Below are 15769 nucleotides of genomic sequence, written 5' to 3'. Positions count from 1 at the left end.
GTGGCTGGGAATGCCGTGTTTGAGCTCCAGAAACTCCCGCAACAGTTCCTCTCGGCCCCTCCCGAAGAATTCGAACTCGGTACAGCTCTTGGCGCCAGCCAGCGTTGCCGCCAAAGCGATGATGACGATATCAGCCAGCGCGTGCCGCGAGTTATCGGCGCGTGGATCCTTGAGAGGTCGGAGCAGGCGCCTGAGTTTGCGCATTTGGGTCTCCCTCGACAATCGAGAGAAACCCAAAGAATCCAGTTCAAATCGCTTTGCAATACACTACCAACGCCATATGCGATTCCCCTACCCTGGAGGGGGAGGGTCGGCGCAAAGCGCCGGGGTGGGGTGATCTCTCCGCACGGGCACTCTTCGTTGCGGAGAGACCGTCACCCTGCCCCGCTCGCGCTGCGCGCGATCAACCACGGGCGAGCTACGCTCGTCCCGGACCCCTCCAGGGGAGGGTAGCCAATCCCCTACGCAAATCGTTTAGAAATTGGGACAATAGTGCCCGGATCGTTGCAAGGGAGGCCGGCCATGGCCGAGATCAAGAAGCCCATCGAGTACTCGCCGAGCTGGACCTTCTTCGAGGGCAAATGGCACGACGGCAACGTGCCGATCATGGGGCCGCGCACGCATGCGGCCTGGCTCGGCTCGATCGTATTCGACGGCGCCCGCGCGTTCGAGGGTGTTGCGCCCGATCTCGACCGACACGTCGCCCGCGCCAATCAATCCGCGATCAGTTTCGGCCTGAAGCCGGTGGTCGATACCGACACCTGGCTGACGCTCGCGAACGAAGGCATCGCGCGCTTTGCCGCGAATGCCGAGCTCTATATCCGTCCGATGTACTGGGCGCAAAACGGCAGCGGCGGCGGCGTGCTGTTCGATCCCGAGACGACCAATTGGTGCCTGTGCATCTACGAGGCGCCGATGCCAAAGCCCGTCGGCAACGCCATCACCCTGTCGCCGTTCCGCAGGCCGACGGCCGAATGCGCGCCGGTCGAAGCCAAGGCCGCCTGCCTCTACCCGAACAATTCGCGGGCGCTCGCCGAAGCTGCTTCGCGCGGCTTCCAGAACGCGCTGATGCTCGACATGCTCGGCAACGTCGCCGAGTTCGGCAATTCCAACGTGTTCATGGCCAAGGATGGCGTGGTGTTCACGCCGGTGCCGAACGGCACCTTCCTCAACGGCATCACGCGCCAGCGCGTCATCAGCCTGCTTCGCGCTGACGGTGTCACCGTGATCGAGAAGACACTGCGGTACGCCGATTTCCTGGCGGCGGACGAGATCTTTTCAACCGGCAATTTCGCCAAGGTCGCGCCCGTGATCCGCATCGACGAGCGCGAGCTGAAGCCGGGCCCGTTCTACACAAAGGCGCGCAAGCTCTACTGGGACTTTGCGCATGCCGTGAAGATGGCGGCGTAGGTCCAGTTGCTTCCGCGTACTCCGTCATTGCGAGCGCAGCGAAGCAATCCAGAGTCTTTACGCGGCGGCAGTCTGGATTGCTCACTGCGCTCGCAATGACGAGTTTGTGGATCGTGCGGGCGCCGCTCACGAGCCGTGCCGCCGAAACCGGCTGAACTGAAACGCCTGCGTCGAATTCCACGGCGTGTGGTGCGTCTCGCTGCGCGCTTCGACCAGTTCAAATTCCGGCCCGAGCTCCGCCGCAAGACTGGCGCTGTCATGGCGCTGCACCGGTAGCCCGCTGCATTTCTCGGGACCATCGGGTGCAAACGTCGCGATGATGACGTGGCCGCCAGGCTTGACCGCCGACCGTAGGCGCTGCACGTAAGCCGCCCTGTCGCGCGGGTCAGTCAGGAAGTGAAACGCGGCGCGATCGTGCCAGACATCGTAGGTCCTGGTCGGACACCATGTCGTGGCATCGGCAACGATCCAGTCAACCGTCGAAGCGGCCTGACCGATGCGCTTCTTCGCGGCCTCGAGCGCATTGGCAGAAAGGTCGAGGACGGCGACGTCGCGATATCCGTCCCGCAACAGCGCATCGACCAGCCGCGATGCGCCGCCGCCGATGTCGATGATGGCCGTGTCACGATCGGAGCCGGCCGCGCGAATCATTGCGAGCGAGGTTGCGGGACTATCCTGGTACCAGCTGACCTCGGCCTCACCCTTGGTGGCATAGACATGGTCCCAATGGATGCTTCGGTCAGACATGGCTCGCCTCCGGCATCCAGGGCCGGCGCGAATGAAGGACTATTCGTCCTTCTTAGACATCCGCTCGAGGCGCTCCTGCATTTCTTTCATCTGCTGGCGCAGCTCATCGATGTTGCTGTCCTTTGGTGCCTCGGCATTCGCATCGGGCTCCGGCTCGGGAGTGGCGGCCGGACGAGGCGCTGCGAACGGCTTGAACATCGAGAAGGTCTGCTGGAACAGCTCCATGTTGCGGCGGACTTGCTCCTCCAACGGAGCAAAAGGAGTGCCGGACAGCGTATTGGCGATCTGCTTGCGGAACTTCTCCTGCTCCTGGGTCAGGGTCGCGATCGACTGCTCCAGATATTTCGGCACCACCATCTGCATGCTGTCGCCATAGAAGCGGATCAGCTGGCGAAGGAAGGTGGTCGGCAAGAGGTTCTGGCCGGCCTTGTTCTCCTGCTCGAAGATGATCTGGGCGAGCACGGAGCGGGTGATGTCGTCGCCGGTCTTGGCGTCATAGACCAGGAAATCTTCGCCGTCCTTGACCATGGCGGCGAGGTCTTCGAGCGTCACATAAGTGCTCGTTCCGGTGTTATAGAGCCGGCGGTTCGCGTATTTCTTGATTGTGGTGGGTTGGTCTGATTTCGCCATGGGCTCTCACTTGCAAACGCGGAGAACGGGAACCTGTCGGGCATTGCCGCAGGGCGGGAAGAGTACGCAACGCAACAAAATAAGCATTTTCAAAGGGCTCACGCTACCGTTTTGTGCGGCACGGTTAATTGCAGAGCAAAATCCTGCTTGCGAAAACGCCAAGAACGCTATTTTGAATGCGCTGCGGTATGAATTCGGTGCCCGGCCGATTGACATGCCTCAACGACGTTAACAGGATGCCTGACGAGACTGGCGAATGCTTTCCAGCCCCGCCTGCCCCCTTCATAAGAACCTCAAGCCCCAGGAGATGCCCATGTCAGACGATGTCGTCATCGTCAGCGCCGCCCGCACCCCGGTCGGAAGCTTCAACGGAGCGTTCGCGACCCTTCCCGCCCACGACCTCGGCGCCGTCGCCATCAAGGCCGCGCTGGAGCGCGCCGGCATCGAGCCCGGCCGGGTCTCCGAAGTCATCATGGGTCAGATCCTGACCGCCGCCCAGGGCCAGAACCCGGCCCGCCAGGCGTCGATCGCCGCCGGCATTCCGGTGGAGAGCCCGGCCTGGGGTGTCAATCAGCTGTGCGGCTCGGGCCTGCGCACGGTTGCGCTCGGCTACCAGGCGCTGCTCAACGGCGATTCCGAGATCGTGGTCGCCGGCGGACAGGAATCCATGAGCATGGCCCCGCACGCCCAGCATCTGCGCGGCGGCGTCAAGATGGGCGGCCTCGAGCTGGTCGACACCATGATCAAGGACGGCCTGTGGGATGCCTTCAACGGCTACCACATGGGCAACACCGCCGAGAACGTCGCGCGGCAATGGCAGATCACCCGTGCCCAGCAGGACGAGTTCGCGGTGGCCTCGCAGCAGAAGGCCGAGGCGGCGCAGAAGGCCGGCAAGTTCAACGACGAGATCGTCCCCGTCACCATCAAGACGCGCAAGGGCGACGTCGTCGTCAGCGCCGACGAATATCCGCGCCATGGCGCAACGCTCGACGCGATGGCCAAGCTCAAGCCCGCCTTCGAGAAGGACGGCACGGTGACCGCGGGCTCGGCCTCGGGCATCAATGACGGCGCTGCCGCGGTGGTGCTGATGACCGCCAAGCAGGCGGCCAAGGAAGGCAAGAAGCCGCTCGCGCGGATCGTGTCCTGGGCGCAGGCCGGCGTCGATCCGAAGATCATGGGCTCGGGCCCGATCCCGGCCTCGCGCGCCGCGCTGAAGAAGGCCGGCTGGAGCGTCGGCGATCTCGATCTGATCGAGGCCAACGAAGCCTTCGCGGCACAGGCCTGCGCGGTCAACAAGGACCTCGGCTGGGACACGTCCAAGGTCAACGTCAACGGCGGTGCGATCGCGATCGGCCATCCGGTCGGTGCGTCCGGCGCGCGCGTGCTGGTGACGCTGCTGCACGAAATGCAGAAGCGCGATTCGAAGAAGGGCCTGGCCACACTGTGCATCGGCGGCGGTATGGGCATTGCCATGTGTGTGGCGCGCGACTGACAACCTTACACGCGACTGACGGGTGCGCCGCACACGTCAGCGCGTGCGTTGCACGCGACTAAAAAGGCAGCGGTTGCAAACCAAATATTCTTCGCAACCCGCCAAGCCTCGACTAAAGAAAAACGCCCGGCTCGATGCCGGGCGTTTTGTTCTTGATGTCCGTCAAACCAACCGCATAATCCATAGCTAAAAACGATCACCTCAGAAACGTCCGAAGAGTCCAAGGAAGAGTCCAAGGGAAGGAATACGACATGGCACGTGTTGCATTGGTGACGGGTGGTACGCGGGGCATCGGTGCTGCGATCAGCAAGGCGCTGAAGGCTGCCGGCTACAAAGTTGCAGCAAGTTATGCCGGCAACGACGCGGCCGCAGAGAAATTCAAGGCCGAGACCGGCATTGCGGTTTACAAGTGGGACGTCAGCAGTTTCGAAGCCTGCGCCGAGGGCGTGAAGAAGGTCGAGGCCGAGGTCGGCCCGGTCGACGTGCTGGTCAACAATGCCGGCATCACCAGGGACGGCGCCTTCCACAAGATGAGCCTCGAGCAATGGAACGCCGTCATCAACACCAATCTCGGCTCGCTGTTCAATATGTCGCGCCAGGTGATCGAAGGCATGCGCGGGCGCAAGTTCGGCCGCATCATCAACATTTCCTCGATCAACGGCCAGAAGGGGCAGTTCGGACAGGTCAACTACTCCGCAGCGAAAGCCGGCGAGATCGGCTTCACCAAGGCCCTGGCGCTGGAGAACGCCAAGGGCGGCGTCACCGTGAACGCGATCTGCCCCGGCTACATCAATACCGAGATGGTGCAGGCAGTGCCGAAGGACGTGCTGGAGAAGGCGATCCTGCCGCTGATTCCGATCGGCCGTCTCGGCGAGCCCGAAGAGATCGCGCGTGCCGTCGTGTTCCTCGCCGCCGATGAGGCCGGCGCCATCACTGGCTCGACGCTGTCGGTCAACGGCGGCCAGTACATGGTGTGATGCGATCGCATCACGTGCGATCATATAGGTGACTTCGTCATGCCCGGGCTTGTCCCGGGCATGACGTCCTGTCATTCCGGGGCGCCGCGATAGCGGCGAACCCGGAATCTCGAGGTTCCGGGTCTGGCGCGATGCGCCATCCTGGAACGACGAGGCCTTCTGCAATGACTCCCCGCACTGCCACGCTGATCGGCTTGACTGCGATCCTGATGTGGTCGCTGCTGTCGGTGATGACGGTGGCCACCGGAAAGATCCCGGCCTTTCAGCTCGCGGCGATGACGTTTGCGATCGGCGGTGTCGTCGGCCTGCTCACCTGGATCGGGCGGAGCGAGGCGGCGAAAAGCTTGCGGCAACCGCTCGTCGTCTGGGTCGTCGGCGTCGGCGGCCTGTTTGGCTATCACGCGCTGTATTTTCTCGCATTGCGCTTCGCCCCGCCGGCCGAGGCCGGCCTTCTGAATTACCTGTGGCCGCTCTTGATCGTGCTGTTCTCGTCGTTCCTGCCTGGCGAGCGGCTGGCCGCGCATCACATCATCGGCGCCGTGCTCGGCCTCGTCGGCACCGTGCTGCTGTTCGCCGGCAACACCTCCGGCTTCGCTCCGGGCGCTGTGCCGGGATTGATCGCGGCCTTCATTGCGGCGTTCGTCTGGGCGACCTATTCCGTGCTGTCGCGCCGGCTGAAAGCAGTGCCGACGGATGCGGTTGCGGGCTTCTGTCTTGCCACGGCCGTGTTGGCTACGCTGATGCACGGCCTGCTTGAAACCACGGTCTGGCCGGAGACGGGCTTGCAATGGCTCTCGGTCATCGCGCTCGGCATCGGTCCGGTCGGCGCCGCGTTCTACGCCTGGGACATCGGCATGAAGCGCGGTGACATCCGGGTGCTCGGCGCCGCCTCCTACGCGACGCCGCTGCTCTCGACGGGATTCCTCATCGCTGCCGGTTTCGCCAAGGCCAGCGCCAACATTGCACTTGCGGCGATCCTCATTGCCGGGGGCGGCCTGATCGCGGCCAAGGACATGGTGCTGCGGAAGCGATGATTGGAGTGGAGCTACGGCTCCCAGCCGGGCGGCGCGAGCTCGAAGCCTGCGAACTCGAATGCGGGCGCCACGGTGCAGCCGACCAGCGTCCATTCGCCCGTGGTTTCCGCCGTCTGCCAGGCCAGCGCAGGCACGATCGCCTGTGGCCGCTCGCCATGGGCGAGGTCGGTGCCCAGCCGCACCTGGTGCTGAGAGCAGCCGTCATGGGCGATGCGCAGCGTCAAGGGGCTGCCGGCGTAATAGTGCCACGTCTCCACCGCATCGACGCGATGCCAGTGCGAACGTTCGCCGCGCGCCAGCAGGAAGTAGATCAGGGTCGAGCGCGAACGCCCGTTGGCGTCCGTGCTCTGGTCGCGAAACGTCTCGCGATAATGTCCGCCTTCGGGATGCGGGCGGAGTTCGAGGCGTGCGATGATCTCGGCTGCGGTCGGCATCGATCCTCGTCGGGATGTGTGCTTCAGGACTTGTGCTTCAGGACTTGTTCTTGCGCTCGCGCAGCTCGCCGAACACCGCAGCCGGATCCGCGCCCTTCATGTGCAGCCTGGCCGCGACCGCCGGCTCGTCGGCGCGCAGGAACACGTTGGCGCGCTTCTCCTCGCCGAGCAGGGAGGGAATGGTCGGCCTGTTCTCGGCGCGGAGCTTCGCGACCTCCGCCGCCCGCGCCTGCAGCGCCGCATTGTCCGGCTCGATGGTGAGCGCGAACTTGACGTTGGACGCCGTATATTCGTGGCCGCAATAGAGCTTGAAGTCGTCGGGCAGGGCGCGCAGCTTCAGAAGCGAGTCCCACATCATCGGATAGGTGCCCTCGAACACGCGGCCGCAGCCGATCGAGAACAGCGTGTCGGCGGCGAACACCGTCTTCTCATTGTCGAACACGTAGGAGATGTGGTCGAGCGTGTGGCCGGGCGTCTCCACCACACGCGCCAGCAGATTGCCGATCTTGACCACGTCGGCATTGGCGACGCGCTGGTCGACGTTGGCAATCTTCGTGGTCTTGTCGTGCGGCGCGACGACGCGGCAATTGTATTTCTGCTTGAGCTCGGCGACCCCGCCGACATGATCGCCATGATGATGGGTGATCAGGATGTCGGTGAGCCGCCAGCCCTCGCGCTCCAGGGCCGCGATGATGGGGCCGGCCTCCGGCGCGTCGATCGAGGCCGTCGCTTTGGTTTCCACATCGTGGATCAGATAACCGAAATTGTCGTTTAAACAGCTGAAAGTACGAATTTCGGCGGCCATGTCATCTCCATCGGGCTCAGCCCCGCCAGACAAATATGGCGTTAACGTTGCGCAGGCAATGCAATATTCCGCGCGCAGCGGCGCCCTCGCGCATGTTACATTGCCGTCATGACCATCGACGTCGTCGACCTCCGCGAGTTCTATTCCCGCCGCCTCGGCATCGTGGCGCGGCAAATGATCAATCGCGGCATCAGGGAGCGCTGGCCCAGCGCCGAGGGCCAACGCGTGCTCGGCATCGGCTATCCCACACCCTATCTGGGGTTGTTCCGCGAGGACGCCGAGCGCTGCCTCGCCTTCATGCCGGCGGCCCAGGGTGTCCTGAAATGGCCGACGGGACGGCCCGCCCTGGCCTCGCTGGTCGACGAATTCTCACTGCCGCTTCCCGAGGCCGCGGTCGACCGCATTCTCCTGGTGCACGCGCTGGAGATGTCGGACGATCCGGCCGCGCTGCTGCGCGAGGTGTGGCGCGTGCTGTCGCCATCCGGGCGGGTCATCGCGGTGATTCCGAATCGGCGAGGGGTGTGGACCCGCACCGACAGCACGCCGTTCGGCCATGGCCGCCCCTATTCGCGCTCGCAGATCACCGAGCTGTTGCGCCAGACCTGGTTCACGCCGACCGCCTGGGGCGAGGCGCTGTTCATGCCGCCCTATGCCGGCGGCTGGGTGTTGAGATCGGCGCAGATGTGGGAACGTGCCGGCGCGGCGCTGTCGCTGCCCTTTGCCGGCGTCCACATCGTGGAGGCGACCAAGCAGGTCTACCGCGCGATCCCCGCCAAGCGCGAGCGGGCGCGGCTGATTCCCTCGCTCGCCAAGCCCGTGCTGGTGCCGTCCTCGACGACGGTGACGCGCAGCTAGCTTCACCTCTCCCAACGGGAGAGGTGATCGCTGCCTGCGGCTCTCACCGATTCAGCCAACCGGCATCCTGAAAAACAAATCGTCCCGGCGAGGCCGGGACGATCGAAGTCGGAAAGTCGGAAAAGCTTACTCGCCCGGGGCGACTTCGTCGCTGGAAGCGACTGGAGCCGCTTCACGCTCCGGGCGTGGGCCATGCGGCCGGCGCCGCCGGCGCGGATAGCGCTCGCCGCCACCGCCACCCTCGAAGCCGCCCTGACTTCCGTTCACCTGCGGCTGCGCGCCGGTGATGAAGGAGGGCAGGCGGTCGACGCCGCCGGCATCGGCGATAACGGGCTGCGGCTGGTTGGCCGGTTGCGGCTGATATTGCGGCTGCGGACGGTGATCGCGTTCGCGGTGCTCGCGCGGCTGCTGATTGTCGCGCTGATAGGGCGGCTGGTTGTCGCGCGGCTGGTGATCACGCTGGTGATGATCGCGCTGGCCGTCGCGGTCGCGCATGAAGGGCTGCGGCTGGGGCTGCGGGACGAAGCCGGGCTCCTGGCCAAAGGCCGAGAAATTCTCGCTGTCGTCGTCGCCCTCGTCGCTGCTGGCGATGGGCTCATCGCCGCGCGGCTGCTGGTTCTGACGGAACTGCTCCTGAGCCGCCGCGATCAGGCGGAAGTAATGCTCGGCGTGCTGGTAGTAGTTCTCGGCTGCAACCGGATCGCCGGAGGAGCGCGCGTCACGCGCAAGCTGGAGATACTTTTCGGCGATGTGCGAAGCGGTGCCGCGAATCTTGATGTCGGGTCCGTTGGATTCGTAGACCCGGGTCATCGGGTTCTGGCCGCGCCGGTTGTTGTTGTTATTGTTGTTGCGGTTGCGCATCCGCTGCTTGTTTTGACCGTTTCTCATGTCCTGCCTTTAATTCCAGCCCTAAAGGTTGCACGCGTTACTGATTGCTAGGAGTGACCTGGTGGCAGCGGCTCCCATGTCTCGCGCGCACCGCACGCGAGAGCGGTTCCAACCCTGCCGATGTTCGTCGACCATCGCGTTCAACAAAGACGCGTTCCCCACTCGCCAGCATCCATTGCCAGCGAACCATTCATTTCGCCTGCCGAAACAAGCCCAGCTTTCTTGCGTAAGTGTTCAGGCGCAATATCAGGCTTTCGTTCACGTTTGCGGTCGGAGAGAGCAGCGCAGCTCCACTGGCCATCGCGCTCAACAGGACCTGCGGCTTGGAACCTTCAAATCAGTAAAGCTCTCGCCCGAGAGCCCGGCTTTCGCCCGTAGGTCTACGGGGCCGGCACCGATGTGTTGACCGGAACGTAGTCGTTCCCACGGGATATTCCAAGTGGTTTTTGCGGGCCAATCAGGCTTTTATGGGGGCATTTTTCGGGCCGAAACGGCCCGTGGAATGCCCGCCAGATCAGCCTTGGGTGACCTGTCCAGCGATAACGCCGCGGCCCTCATCAAGGTTTCAATATTTTGGGCCTGGCCCTGTCCGGCCTCGACGACCAGGGCGCCGCCGGGGGCGAGCCGCTCGCTCGCCTGCGGGATCAGGGCGCGATAGGCGTCGTATCCGTCGTTGCCGCCGTCGAGCGCCAAATGCGGGTCGTGCTCGCGCACCTCGACGCTCAATTTCGGAATTTCAGCCGAGGGAATATAGGGCGGATTCGAGACGATGAGGTCGAACGGGCCACGCAGCGCCGCGGCGTAGGAGCAGGCGACGAAAGCGGCGCGGTCGGCGAGGCCGAGCGCCGCGGCATTGTCCCTGGCGGTCCCGAGCGCGTTCTGGCTGAGATCGGTGCCGACGCCGAACGCATCGGGAACTTCGTGCAGCAGCGCGAGCAGGATCGCGCCCGATCCGGTGCCGATGTCGGCGATACGCGGCGGGTGAGATGCCTGCCGCTCGCGGAGAATCTCGAGCGCAAGCTCGACCACGGTCTCGGTATCGGGGCGCGGGACCAGGGTTGCTTCCGACAGGCGGAACGGCAGGCCCCAGAATTCGCGCGTCCCGAGAATGCGCGCCACCGGCTCGCCGGCAATGCGGCGCTGTGCATGTTGCGCGAGCCGCGATGCTTCGGCCGCGGTCAGGAGACGGGCCGCCTGTGTGACCAGGCCGGTGAGGTCGAGGCCGAGTGCCGCACTGATCAGGATGCGCGCGTCGAGTTCGGCTTCGTCGAGCCGTGCCGATCTCAGTTGCGCGGCCAACGCGCGCCGCGCGCTCTCGATGGATTGTCCGGCGAAGGGGGTGCTCACGCCTCAGGCCGCCGCGCCTTGCGCAGCGAGCTGTGCGGCCTGGTGCTCCGTCGTCAGTGCGTCGATCAGCTCGCCGAGCGCTTCACCCGCGATCACCTGGGGCAACTTGTAGAGCGTGAGGTTGATGCGATGATCGGTGACGCGCCCTTGCGGAAAATTGTAGGTGCGGATGCGCTCGGAGCGGTCGCCGGAGCCGACCTTCTCCTTGCGCTCGGCCGAGCGCGCCGCCTCGGCGCGTTGCCGCTCGGCGTCATAGATGCGCGAGCGCAGGATGTTCATGGCCGAGGCGCGATTCTTGTGCTGCGAGCGGCTGTCTTGCATCATCACCACGATGCCGGTCGGGATGTGGGTGATGCGGATCGCGGATTCCGTCTTGTTGACGTGCTGGCCACCGGCGCCCCCTGCGCGCATGGTCTCGATGCGCAGGTCCTCGTTCTTGATGTCGACGTCGACGTCCTCGACCTCGGGCAGCACGGCGACCGTCGCGGCGGAGGTGTGGATGCGTCCCTGCGTCTCGGTGTCGGGGACGCGCTGCACGCGGTGCACGCCGGATTCGAATTTCAGCTTGGAGAATGCGCCGCGGCCCTGGATCTCGGCGATGATTTCCTTGTAGCCGCCGACCGTGCCTTCGCTGGCGGAGATCACCTCGACCTTCCAGCCCTGCAAGCTGGCGAAGCGCTCGTACATCCGGAACAGGTCGCCGGCGAACAGCGAAGCCTCGTCGCCGCCGGTGCCGGCGCGGATTTCCAGCATGACGTTGCGGTCGTCCATGGCGTCCTTGGGCAGCAGCGCGATGCGGATATTCTGGACCAGCTCGTCGATTCTTGCCGTCAGCTCGTCGCGCTCGGCTTCGGCCATGCTGCGCATCTCGGCATCGGTGGCGGGATCGGCAATCAGAGCCTCGGTGTCGGCGAGCTCCTTGACGGCGGAACGATAGGCCTTCACCGCCTCGATCAGCGGCGTGAGCTCGGCGAGCTCGCGCGTGATCTGCACGTAACGCTCGGAGGCGAGCTGTCTGAGCGATTCGGCCTCGAGCGAGGCATGATGCGCGAGCAAGACGTCCAGTTTGGCTTCGGGGAGTGACGACATCGGTTCAGTCTCAAAGGGCGGAAGGAGGCGAGCGCGGCGGAAGGCGGACGACAGGCCCGCTACAACGCAAGGCCCTCGGCCTCGGCAAATTCCGTCAGCTTCTGCCGGATCGAGACGCTGCCCGCCGGCGCATCGACCAGAGGATTGAGCATCGCTTCGGCCTTCTTGGCGTCGAGGTCGAGCACCATCGCCTTGACCGGGCCGAGCGCACTCGCCGACAGCGACAGAGAGCGGTAGCCGAGCGCAATCAGTGCCAGCGCACCGATCGGCTTGGAGGCCATCTCGCCGCAGAGCGACAGCGATTTCTGCGCCGCGTGCGCCTTGCGTGCGATGTCGCGCAGCGCGCGCAGGATCGGCGCCGACATGGTGTCGAAGCGCTCGGAGACTTTGGCGTTGCCGCGGTCGACCGCGAACAGGAACTGGAACAGATCGTTGGAGCCGACCGAGATGAAATCGACCTTCTTCAGCAGCTCGTCGAGCTGGTAGAGCAGGGCGGGCACCTCGACCATGGTGCCGATGTCGATTCGTTCGGGCAGCGTGTGGCCGTGCTGGCGGAGATATGTGAGCTCGCGTTCGACCAGCGCCTTGGCTGCGTCGAATTCGGCGACCTCCGAGACCATCGGGAACATGATGCGCAATGCGCGGCCGCCGCCGGCGCGCAGCAGCGCGCGGATCTGGCCGCGCAACAGGCCGGGACGATCGAGCCCGAGCCGGATCGCGCGCCAGCCGAGCGCGGGGTTTTCCTCGATCACCGCTTCCATATAGGGCAGCGCCTTGTCGCCCCCGATGTCGAGCGTGCGGAAGGTGACGGGCTTGCTGCCGGCGGCATCGAGCACGGTGCGATAGAGCGCGAGCTGGTCACTGGTGCGCGGCAGGCTCTGACCGACCATGAATTGCAGCTCGGTGCGGAACAGGCCGATGCCGGCACTGCCGGTGTCCTCGATATGCGGCAGGTCGATCGCAAGACCTGCGTTGATCATCAGCTCGACTTTCTGGCCGTCCTTGGTGACGCAGGGGCGGTCGCGCAGCGCCAGATACTGCGCCTGGCGGCGGGCGCGGAAGCGCACGCGCTCGGCGAAGGCGGCCTCGATCTCCTGCGACGGGCGCACATAGATCGAACCGGACGTGCCGTCGACGATGATGGGGTCGCCGGGATCGGCGATGCCGGGCGCGTTCGGCACCTCGCCGACGGCTGGGATGCCCAGCGCCCGCGCCACGATCGAGACGTGCGAATTGGCGGTGCCTTCCTCCAGCACGATCCCGCGCAGGCGCTTGCGGTCGTAGTCGAGCAGCGCCGCCGGACCCATCGCACGGGCGATGACGATCGCGTTGTCGGGCAGCTGTTCGCGCGAGGGCGCGTGATCCTGGCCGACCAGCTGCCGCATCAGACGGTAGCCCAGGTCTTCCAGATCGTGCAGCCGGTCGCGCAGATAGGGATCGGTCGAGCGCAGCATGCGCGCGCGGGTGTCGGATTGCACGCGCTCGACCGCGGCTTCTGCGGTAAGGCCCGTGGCGACCGCCTCGTGCAGCTTGTGCGACCAGCCCTGGTCGTTGGCGAACATGCGGTAGGCTTCCAGCACCTCACGGTGCTCGCCGCCTTCGGCGACGTCGCCGCGCTCCAGCATGCGGTCGAGATCGGCACGCAGCTTGGCGAGCGCGGTATCGAGCCGCTTGATCTCCTTCGGCAGGTCTTCGGCGATGTAGTCTTTGATGACAACGCGCGGCTCGTGCAGCACGACATGGCCGAGCGCAATGCCCTCCGACAGGATGGCGCCGACTTTCTGCGCCGAATGGCGCGCCGCCGGCTCCTGGCCCGGCTGCGCCAGCGCTGAGAGTTCGCCGGAGGCGATCAGCTCGGCCAGCACCATCGCGGTGGTCTGCAGCGCCTCGAGCTCCTCCTCGACGTAATTCCGCTTGGCGCGATTCTGCACCACCAGCACGCCGAGCGTGTTGCCGGCGCGCAGGATCGGCACGCCGAGGAAGGAATGGTAGATTTCTTCGCCGGTCTCGGGGCGGAACGAAAAGGCCGGGTGGCTCTGCGCGTCGCTCAAATTGAGCGGCGTCGCCTCGCTGGCGACGAGGCCGACCAGGCCCTCATGGGCGCTGAGCACGGTGTGGTGCACCGCCTCGCGGTTGAGACCTTCGGTGGCGTAGAGCTCGAGCGTGTTGTCGATGCGCAGCACGTAGACCGAGCACACCTCGGCCACCATGTTGGCTGCGATCAGCACCACGATCTTGTCCAGCCGCTCCTGGGCCGAGACCTGCTCCGCCATGGTCTCGCGGAGCCGTCTCAACAAGACGCGGGGACCTCCCGACGCGCTCCGCATGAACCGTCAATCTCCTCCGTCGGCCGGGCCCGGCGGTATCGGCCGGCGGCTGGACCAAAATTCCAGAAAAACAATCAAATTGCTTGTCCGGCGCAGGCACAAGCCCAAATCCACGGGAGATTTAGTGCTCGTACCGAATCAGCACCGCCTGAACTGGGACCCAGTCTGCGGCAGCCCACCCTGTCCGCCGTATAGCGAATTGAGGCTTGTTTTGCCAAGCAAAACGCCTGCCAAACGCGAAGGTGTGTACACCTTCGCGTTTGCTGCGACCGCTAAGAGAAAATTAGGCCAGGCATGGTCCGGAAAAGTGCGAAGCAGTTTTCCGGAAAGACCATGCTCAAACGACCATCTGAAGCGCGACGAGGGTCGCGCTTTTAGGCCTGATCGAGGCCGTAGAGCGTGTGCAGGGTGCGCACCGCAAGCTCGGTATAGGCGGTGTCGATCAAGACGGAGAATTTGATCTCGGAGGTTGTAATGGCCCGGATGTTGATGTTCCGCCCCGCCAGCGCCGAGAACGCCTGGGCGGCGACGCCGGCATGGCTGCGCATACCGCTGCCGATCACCGAGATTTTGGCGACGTCGGTGGCGGTATCGAGCCGCGCATAGCCGATCTTGGCCTTGGCCGCGGTAATCGTATCCTTGGCGCGGGTGAAATCCGCGGCCGGCACGGTGAAGGTGAGGTCGGTGGTCTTGCCGTCCTCGGACACATTCTGCACGATCATGTCGACGTTGATATTGGCATCAGCCAGCGGGCCGAAGATCGAGGCCGCAACGCCGGGCTTGTCCTCGATGTGGCGCACCGAGATCTGAGCCTCGTCCTTGGAGAAGGCGATACCGGTGACGACGTGGCTTTCCATGATCTCCTCCTCGCTGCAGATCAGCGTGCCGGGCGGCTGGTTGGCATGCGGGTCGATATCCTCGGGCTTGTCGAAGCTCGAGCGGACGAAGATCGGCATGTTGTGGACCATGCCGAGTTCCACCGAGCGGACCTGGAGCACTTTGGCGCCCTGCGAGGCCAGTTCCAGCATGTCCTCGAACGCGATTTTGTCGAGCCTCTTGGCCTTCGGCACGATTCGCGGATCGGTGGTGTAGACGCCGTCGACGTCGGTGTAGATGTCGCAGCGATCGGCCTTGACGGCGGCGGCGATCGCCACGGCCGAGGTGTCGGAGCCGCCGCGGCCGAGCGTGGTGATCCGATTGGTCTCGGGGTTGATGCCCTGGAAGCCGGCGATGACCGCGACCTCCTTGCGCTCCTTAAAGCGCTTGATGATCTCGCTGCCGTCGATGTCCTCGATCCGGGCCGAGGCATGGGCGTCGCTGGTCTTGATCGGGATCTGCCAGCCCTGCCAGGAGCGGGCCTGGATGCCCATGCCCTGGAGCACGATGGCAAGAAGACCAGACGTCACCTGTTCGCCCGAGGCGACCACGGCGTCATATTCGCGCGCGTCGTGCATCGGCGAGGCCTCGGTGCACCAGGCGACCAGCTCGTTGGTCTTGCCGGCCATCGCCGAGACGACCACGGCCACTTCGTGGCCGGCATCGACCTCACGCTTCACATGGCGTGCGACGTTGCGGATACGTTCGATGTTGGCGACGGACGTGCCGCCGAATTTCATCACGAGGCGGCTCATGACGACGCGTGCATTCCTTCATAAGGATCAGTATGGTGACCCGCACTGGACGGGGTGCCTCGCGGACACCGACCGCGCGTATACAGAGCGGCGGGGCCGGGGG

Annotated in this window: 15 protein-coding genes; 5 read left to right on the top strand and 10 right to left on the bottom strand. The window is 64.9% G+C overall.

Annotated features, from left to right (window positions below):
* A partial coding sequence (locus HZZ16_RS36475; protein WP_197948051.1) for a transposase family protein occupies positions 1-204 on the bottom strand: 204 nt, incomplete at its 3' end.
* A gap of 318 nt (positions 205-522) precedes the next feature.
* Here HZZ16_RS36475 and HZZ16_RS36470 point away from each other — a divergent pair.
* Complete coding sequence (locus HZZ16_RS36470) at positions 523-1410, top strand: branched-chain amino acid aminotransferase (protein WP_197955641.1); 888 nt, start codon at positions 523-525, stop codon at positions 1408-1410.
* Positions 1411-1536: 126 nt separating this feature from the next.
* On the opposite strand, the gene HZZ16_RS36465 is transcribed toward HZZ16_RS36470, so the two are convergent.
* Both HZZ16_RS36465 and phaR read right to left on the bottom strand, forming a co-directional pair.
* On the bottom strand, positions 1537-2157 hold the full coding sequence (locus HZZ16_RS36465) for a class I SAM-dependent methyltransferase (RefSeq protein WP_197955639.1): 621 nt from the start codon (positions 2155-2157) through the stop codon (positions 1537-1539).
* A gap of 39 nt (positions 2158-2196) precedes the next feature.
* Positions 2197-2787 carry a polyhydroxyalkanoate synthesis repressor PhaR gene (gene phaR / locus HZZ16_RS36460; protein WP_027577426.1) on the bottom strand — a complete coding sequence of 197 codons (591 nt, stop codon included), beginning with the start codon at positions 2785-2787 and terminating at the stop codon, positions 2197-2199.
* Positions 2788-3100: 313 nt separating this feature from the next.
* On the opposite strand from phaR, the gene HZZ16_RS36455 reads away from it, so the two are divergent.
* The 3 genes from HZZ16_RS36455 to yddG all read left to right on the top strand — a co-directional run bounded on the left by HZZ16_RS36455 (position 3101) and on the right by yddG (position 6290).
* The gene (locus HZZ16_RS36455) at positions 3101-4279 is read left to right on the top strand and encodes an acetyl-CoA C-acetyltransferase (protein ID WP_197955638.1); all 1179 of its coding nucleotides are present in this window, start codon (positions 3101-3103) and stop codon (positions 4277-4279) included.
* 251 nt (positions 4280-4530) lie between these two features.
* The gene (gene phbB / locus HZZ16_RS36450) at positions 4531-5256 is read left to right on the top strand and encodes an acetoacetyl-CoA reductase (protein ID WP_197955636.1); all 726 of its coding nucleotides are present in this window, start codon (positions 4531-4533) and stop codon (positions 5254-5256) included.
* Positions 5257-5420: 164 nt separating this feature from the next.
* A complete protein-coding gene (yddG, locus tag HZZ16_RS36445) occupies positions 5421-6290 on the top strand; it encodes an aromatic amino acid exporter YddG (RefSeq protein ID WP_197955634.1) in 870 nt (289 codons plus the stop codon).
* An 11-nt stretch (positions 6291-6301) separates the two neighbouring features.
* Here yddG and HZZ16_RS36440 read toward each other — a convergent pair whose 3' ends face one another.
* Both HZZ16_RS36440 and gloB read right to left on the bottom strand, forming a co-directional pair.
* Positions 6302-6724, bottom strand: a complete 423-nt coding sequence (locus HZZ16_RS36440) for a cupin domain-containing protein (RefSeq protein ID WP_197955631.1) — start codon at positions 6722-6724, stop codon at positions 6302-6304.
* Between the two features lie 37 nt (positions 6725-6761).
* Complete coding sequence (gloB, locus tag HZZ16_RS36435; RefSeq protein WP_197955629.1) at positions 6762-7529, bottom strand: hydroxyacylglutathione hydrolase; 768 nt, start codon at positions 7527-7529, stop codon at positions 6762-6764.
* 108 nt (positions 7530-7637) lie between these two features.
* Here gloB and HZZ16_RS36430 point away from each other — a divergent pair, with 108 nt between their 5' ends.
* The gene (locus HZZ16_RS36430) at positions 7638-8384 is read left to right on the top strand and encodes a methyltransferase domain-containing protein (RefSeq protein WP_197955622.1); all 747 of its coding nucleotides are present in this window, start codon (positions 7638-7640) and stop codon (positions 8382-8384) included.
* Positions 8385-8510: 126 nt separating this feature from the next.
* Here HZZ16_RS36430 and HZZ16_RS36425 read toward each other — a convergent pair whose 3' ends face one another.
* The 5 genes from HZZ16_RS36425 to HZZ16_RS36405 all read right to left on the bottom strand — a co-directional run bounded on the left by HZZ16_RS36425 (position 8511) and on the right by HZZ16_RS36405 (position 15666).
* The gene (locus HZZ16_RS36425; RefSeq protein ID WP_197955620.1) at positions 8511-9272 is read right to left on the bottom strand and encodes a DUF4167 domain-containing protein; all 762 of its coding nucleotides are present in this window, start codon (positions 9270-9272) and stop codon (positions 8511-8513) included.
* A 465-nt stretch (positions 9273-9737) separates the two neighbouring features.
* Positions 9738-10619: a peptide chain release factor N(5)-glutamine methyltransferase gene (gene prmC / locus HZZ16_RS36420; protein WP_197955618.1), complete on the bottom strand. Its 882-nt coding sequence runs from the start codon at positions 10617-10619 to the stop codon at positions 9738-9740.
* A gap of 3 nt (positions 10620-10622) precedes the next feature.
* Positions 10623-11708, bottom strand: a complete 1086-nt coding sequence (gene prfA, locus HZZ16_RS36415; RefSeq protein ID WP_197955611.1) for a peptide chain release factor 1 — start codon at positions 11706-11708, stop codon at positions 10623-10625.
* 59 nt (positions 11709-11767) lie between these two features.
* On the bottom strand, positions 11768-14035 hold the full coding sequence (ptsP, locus tag HZZ16_RS36410; RefSeq protein WP_197955610.1) for a phosphoenolpyruvate--protein phosphotransferase: 2268 nt from the start codon (positions 14033-14035) through the stop codon (positions 11768-11770).
* Between the two features lie 374 nt (positions 14036-14409).
* On the bottom strand, positions 14410-15666 hold the full coding sequence (locus tag HZZ16_RS36405) for an aspartate kinase (RefSeq protein WP_197955609.1): 1257 nt from the start codon (positions 15664-15666) through the stop codon (positions 14410-14412).
* Positions 15667-15769: the final 103 nt, after the last annotated feature.

Origin of the sequence: Bradyrhizobium glycinis (genome assembly GCF_016031655.1) — a bacterium.
Taxonomy (GTDB): Bacteria; Pseudomonadota; Alphaproteobacteria; order Rhizobiales; family Xanthobacteraceae; genus Bradyrhizobium; species Bradyrhizobium glycinis.
Note: the sequence above shows the minus strand (reverse complement) of the source record. Positions and strands in the feature narration are given on the sequence as shown.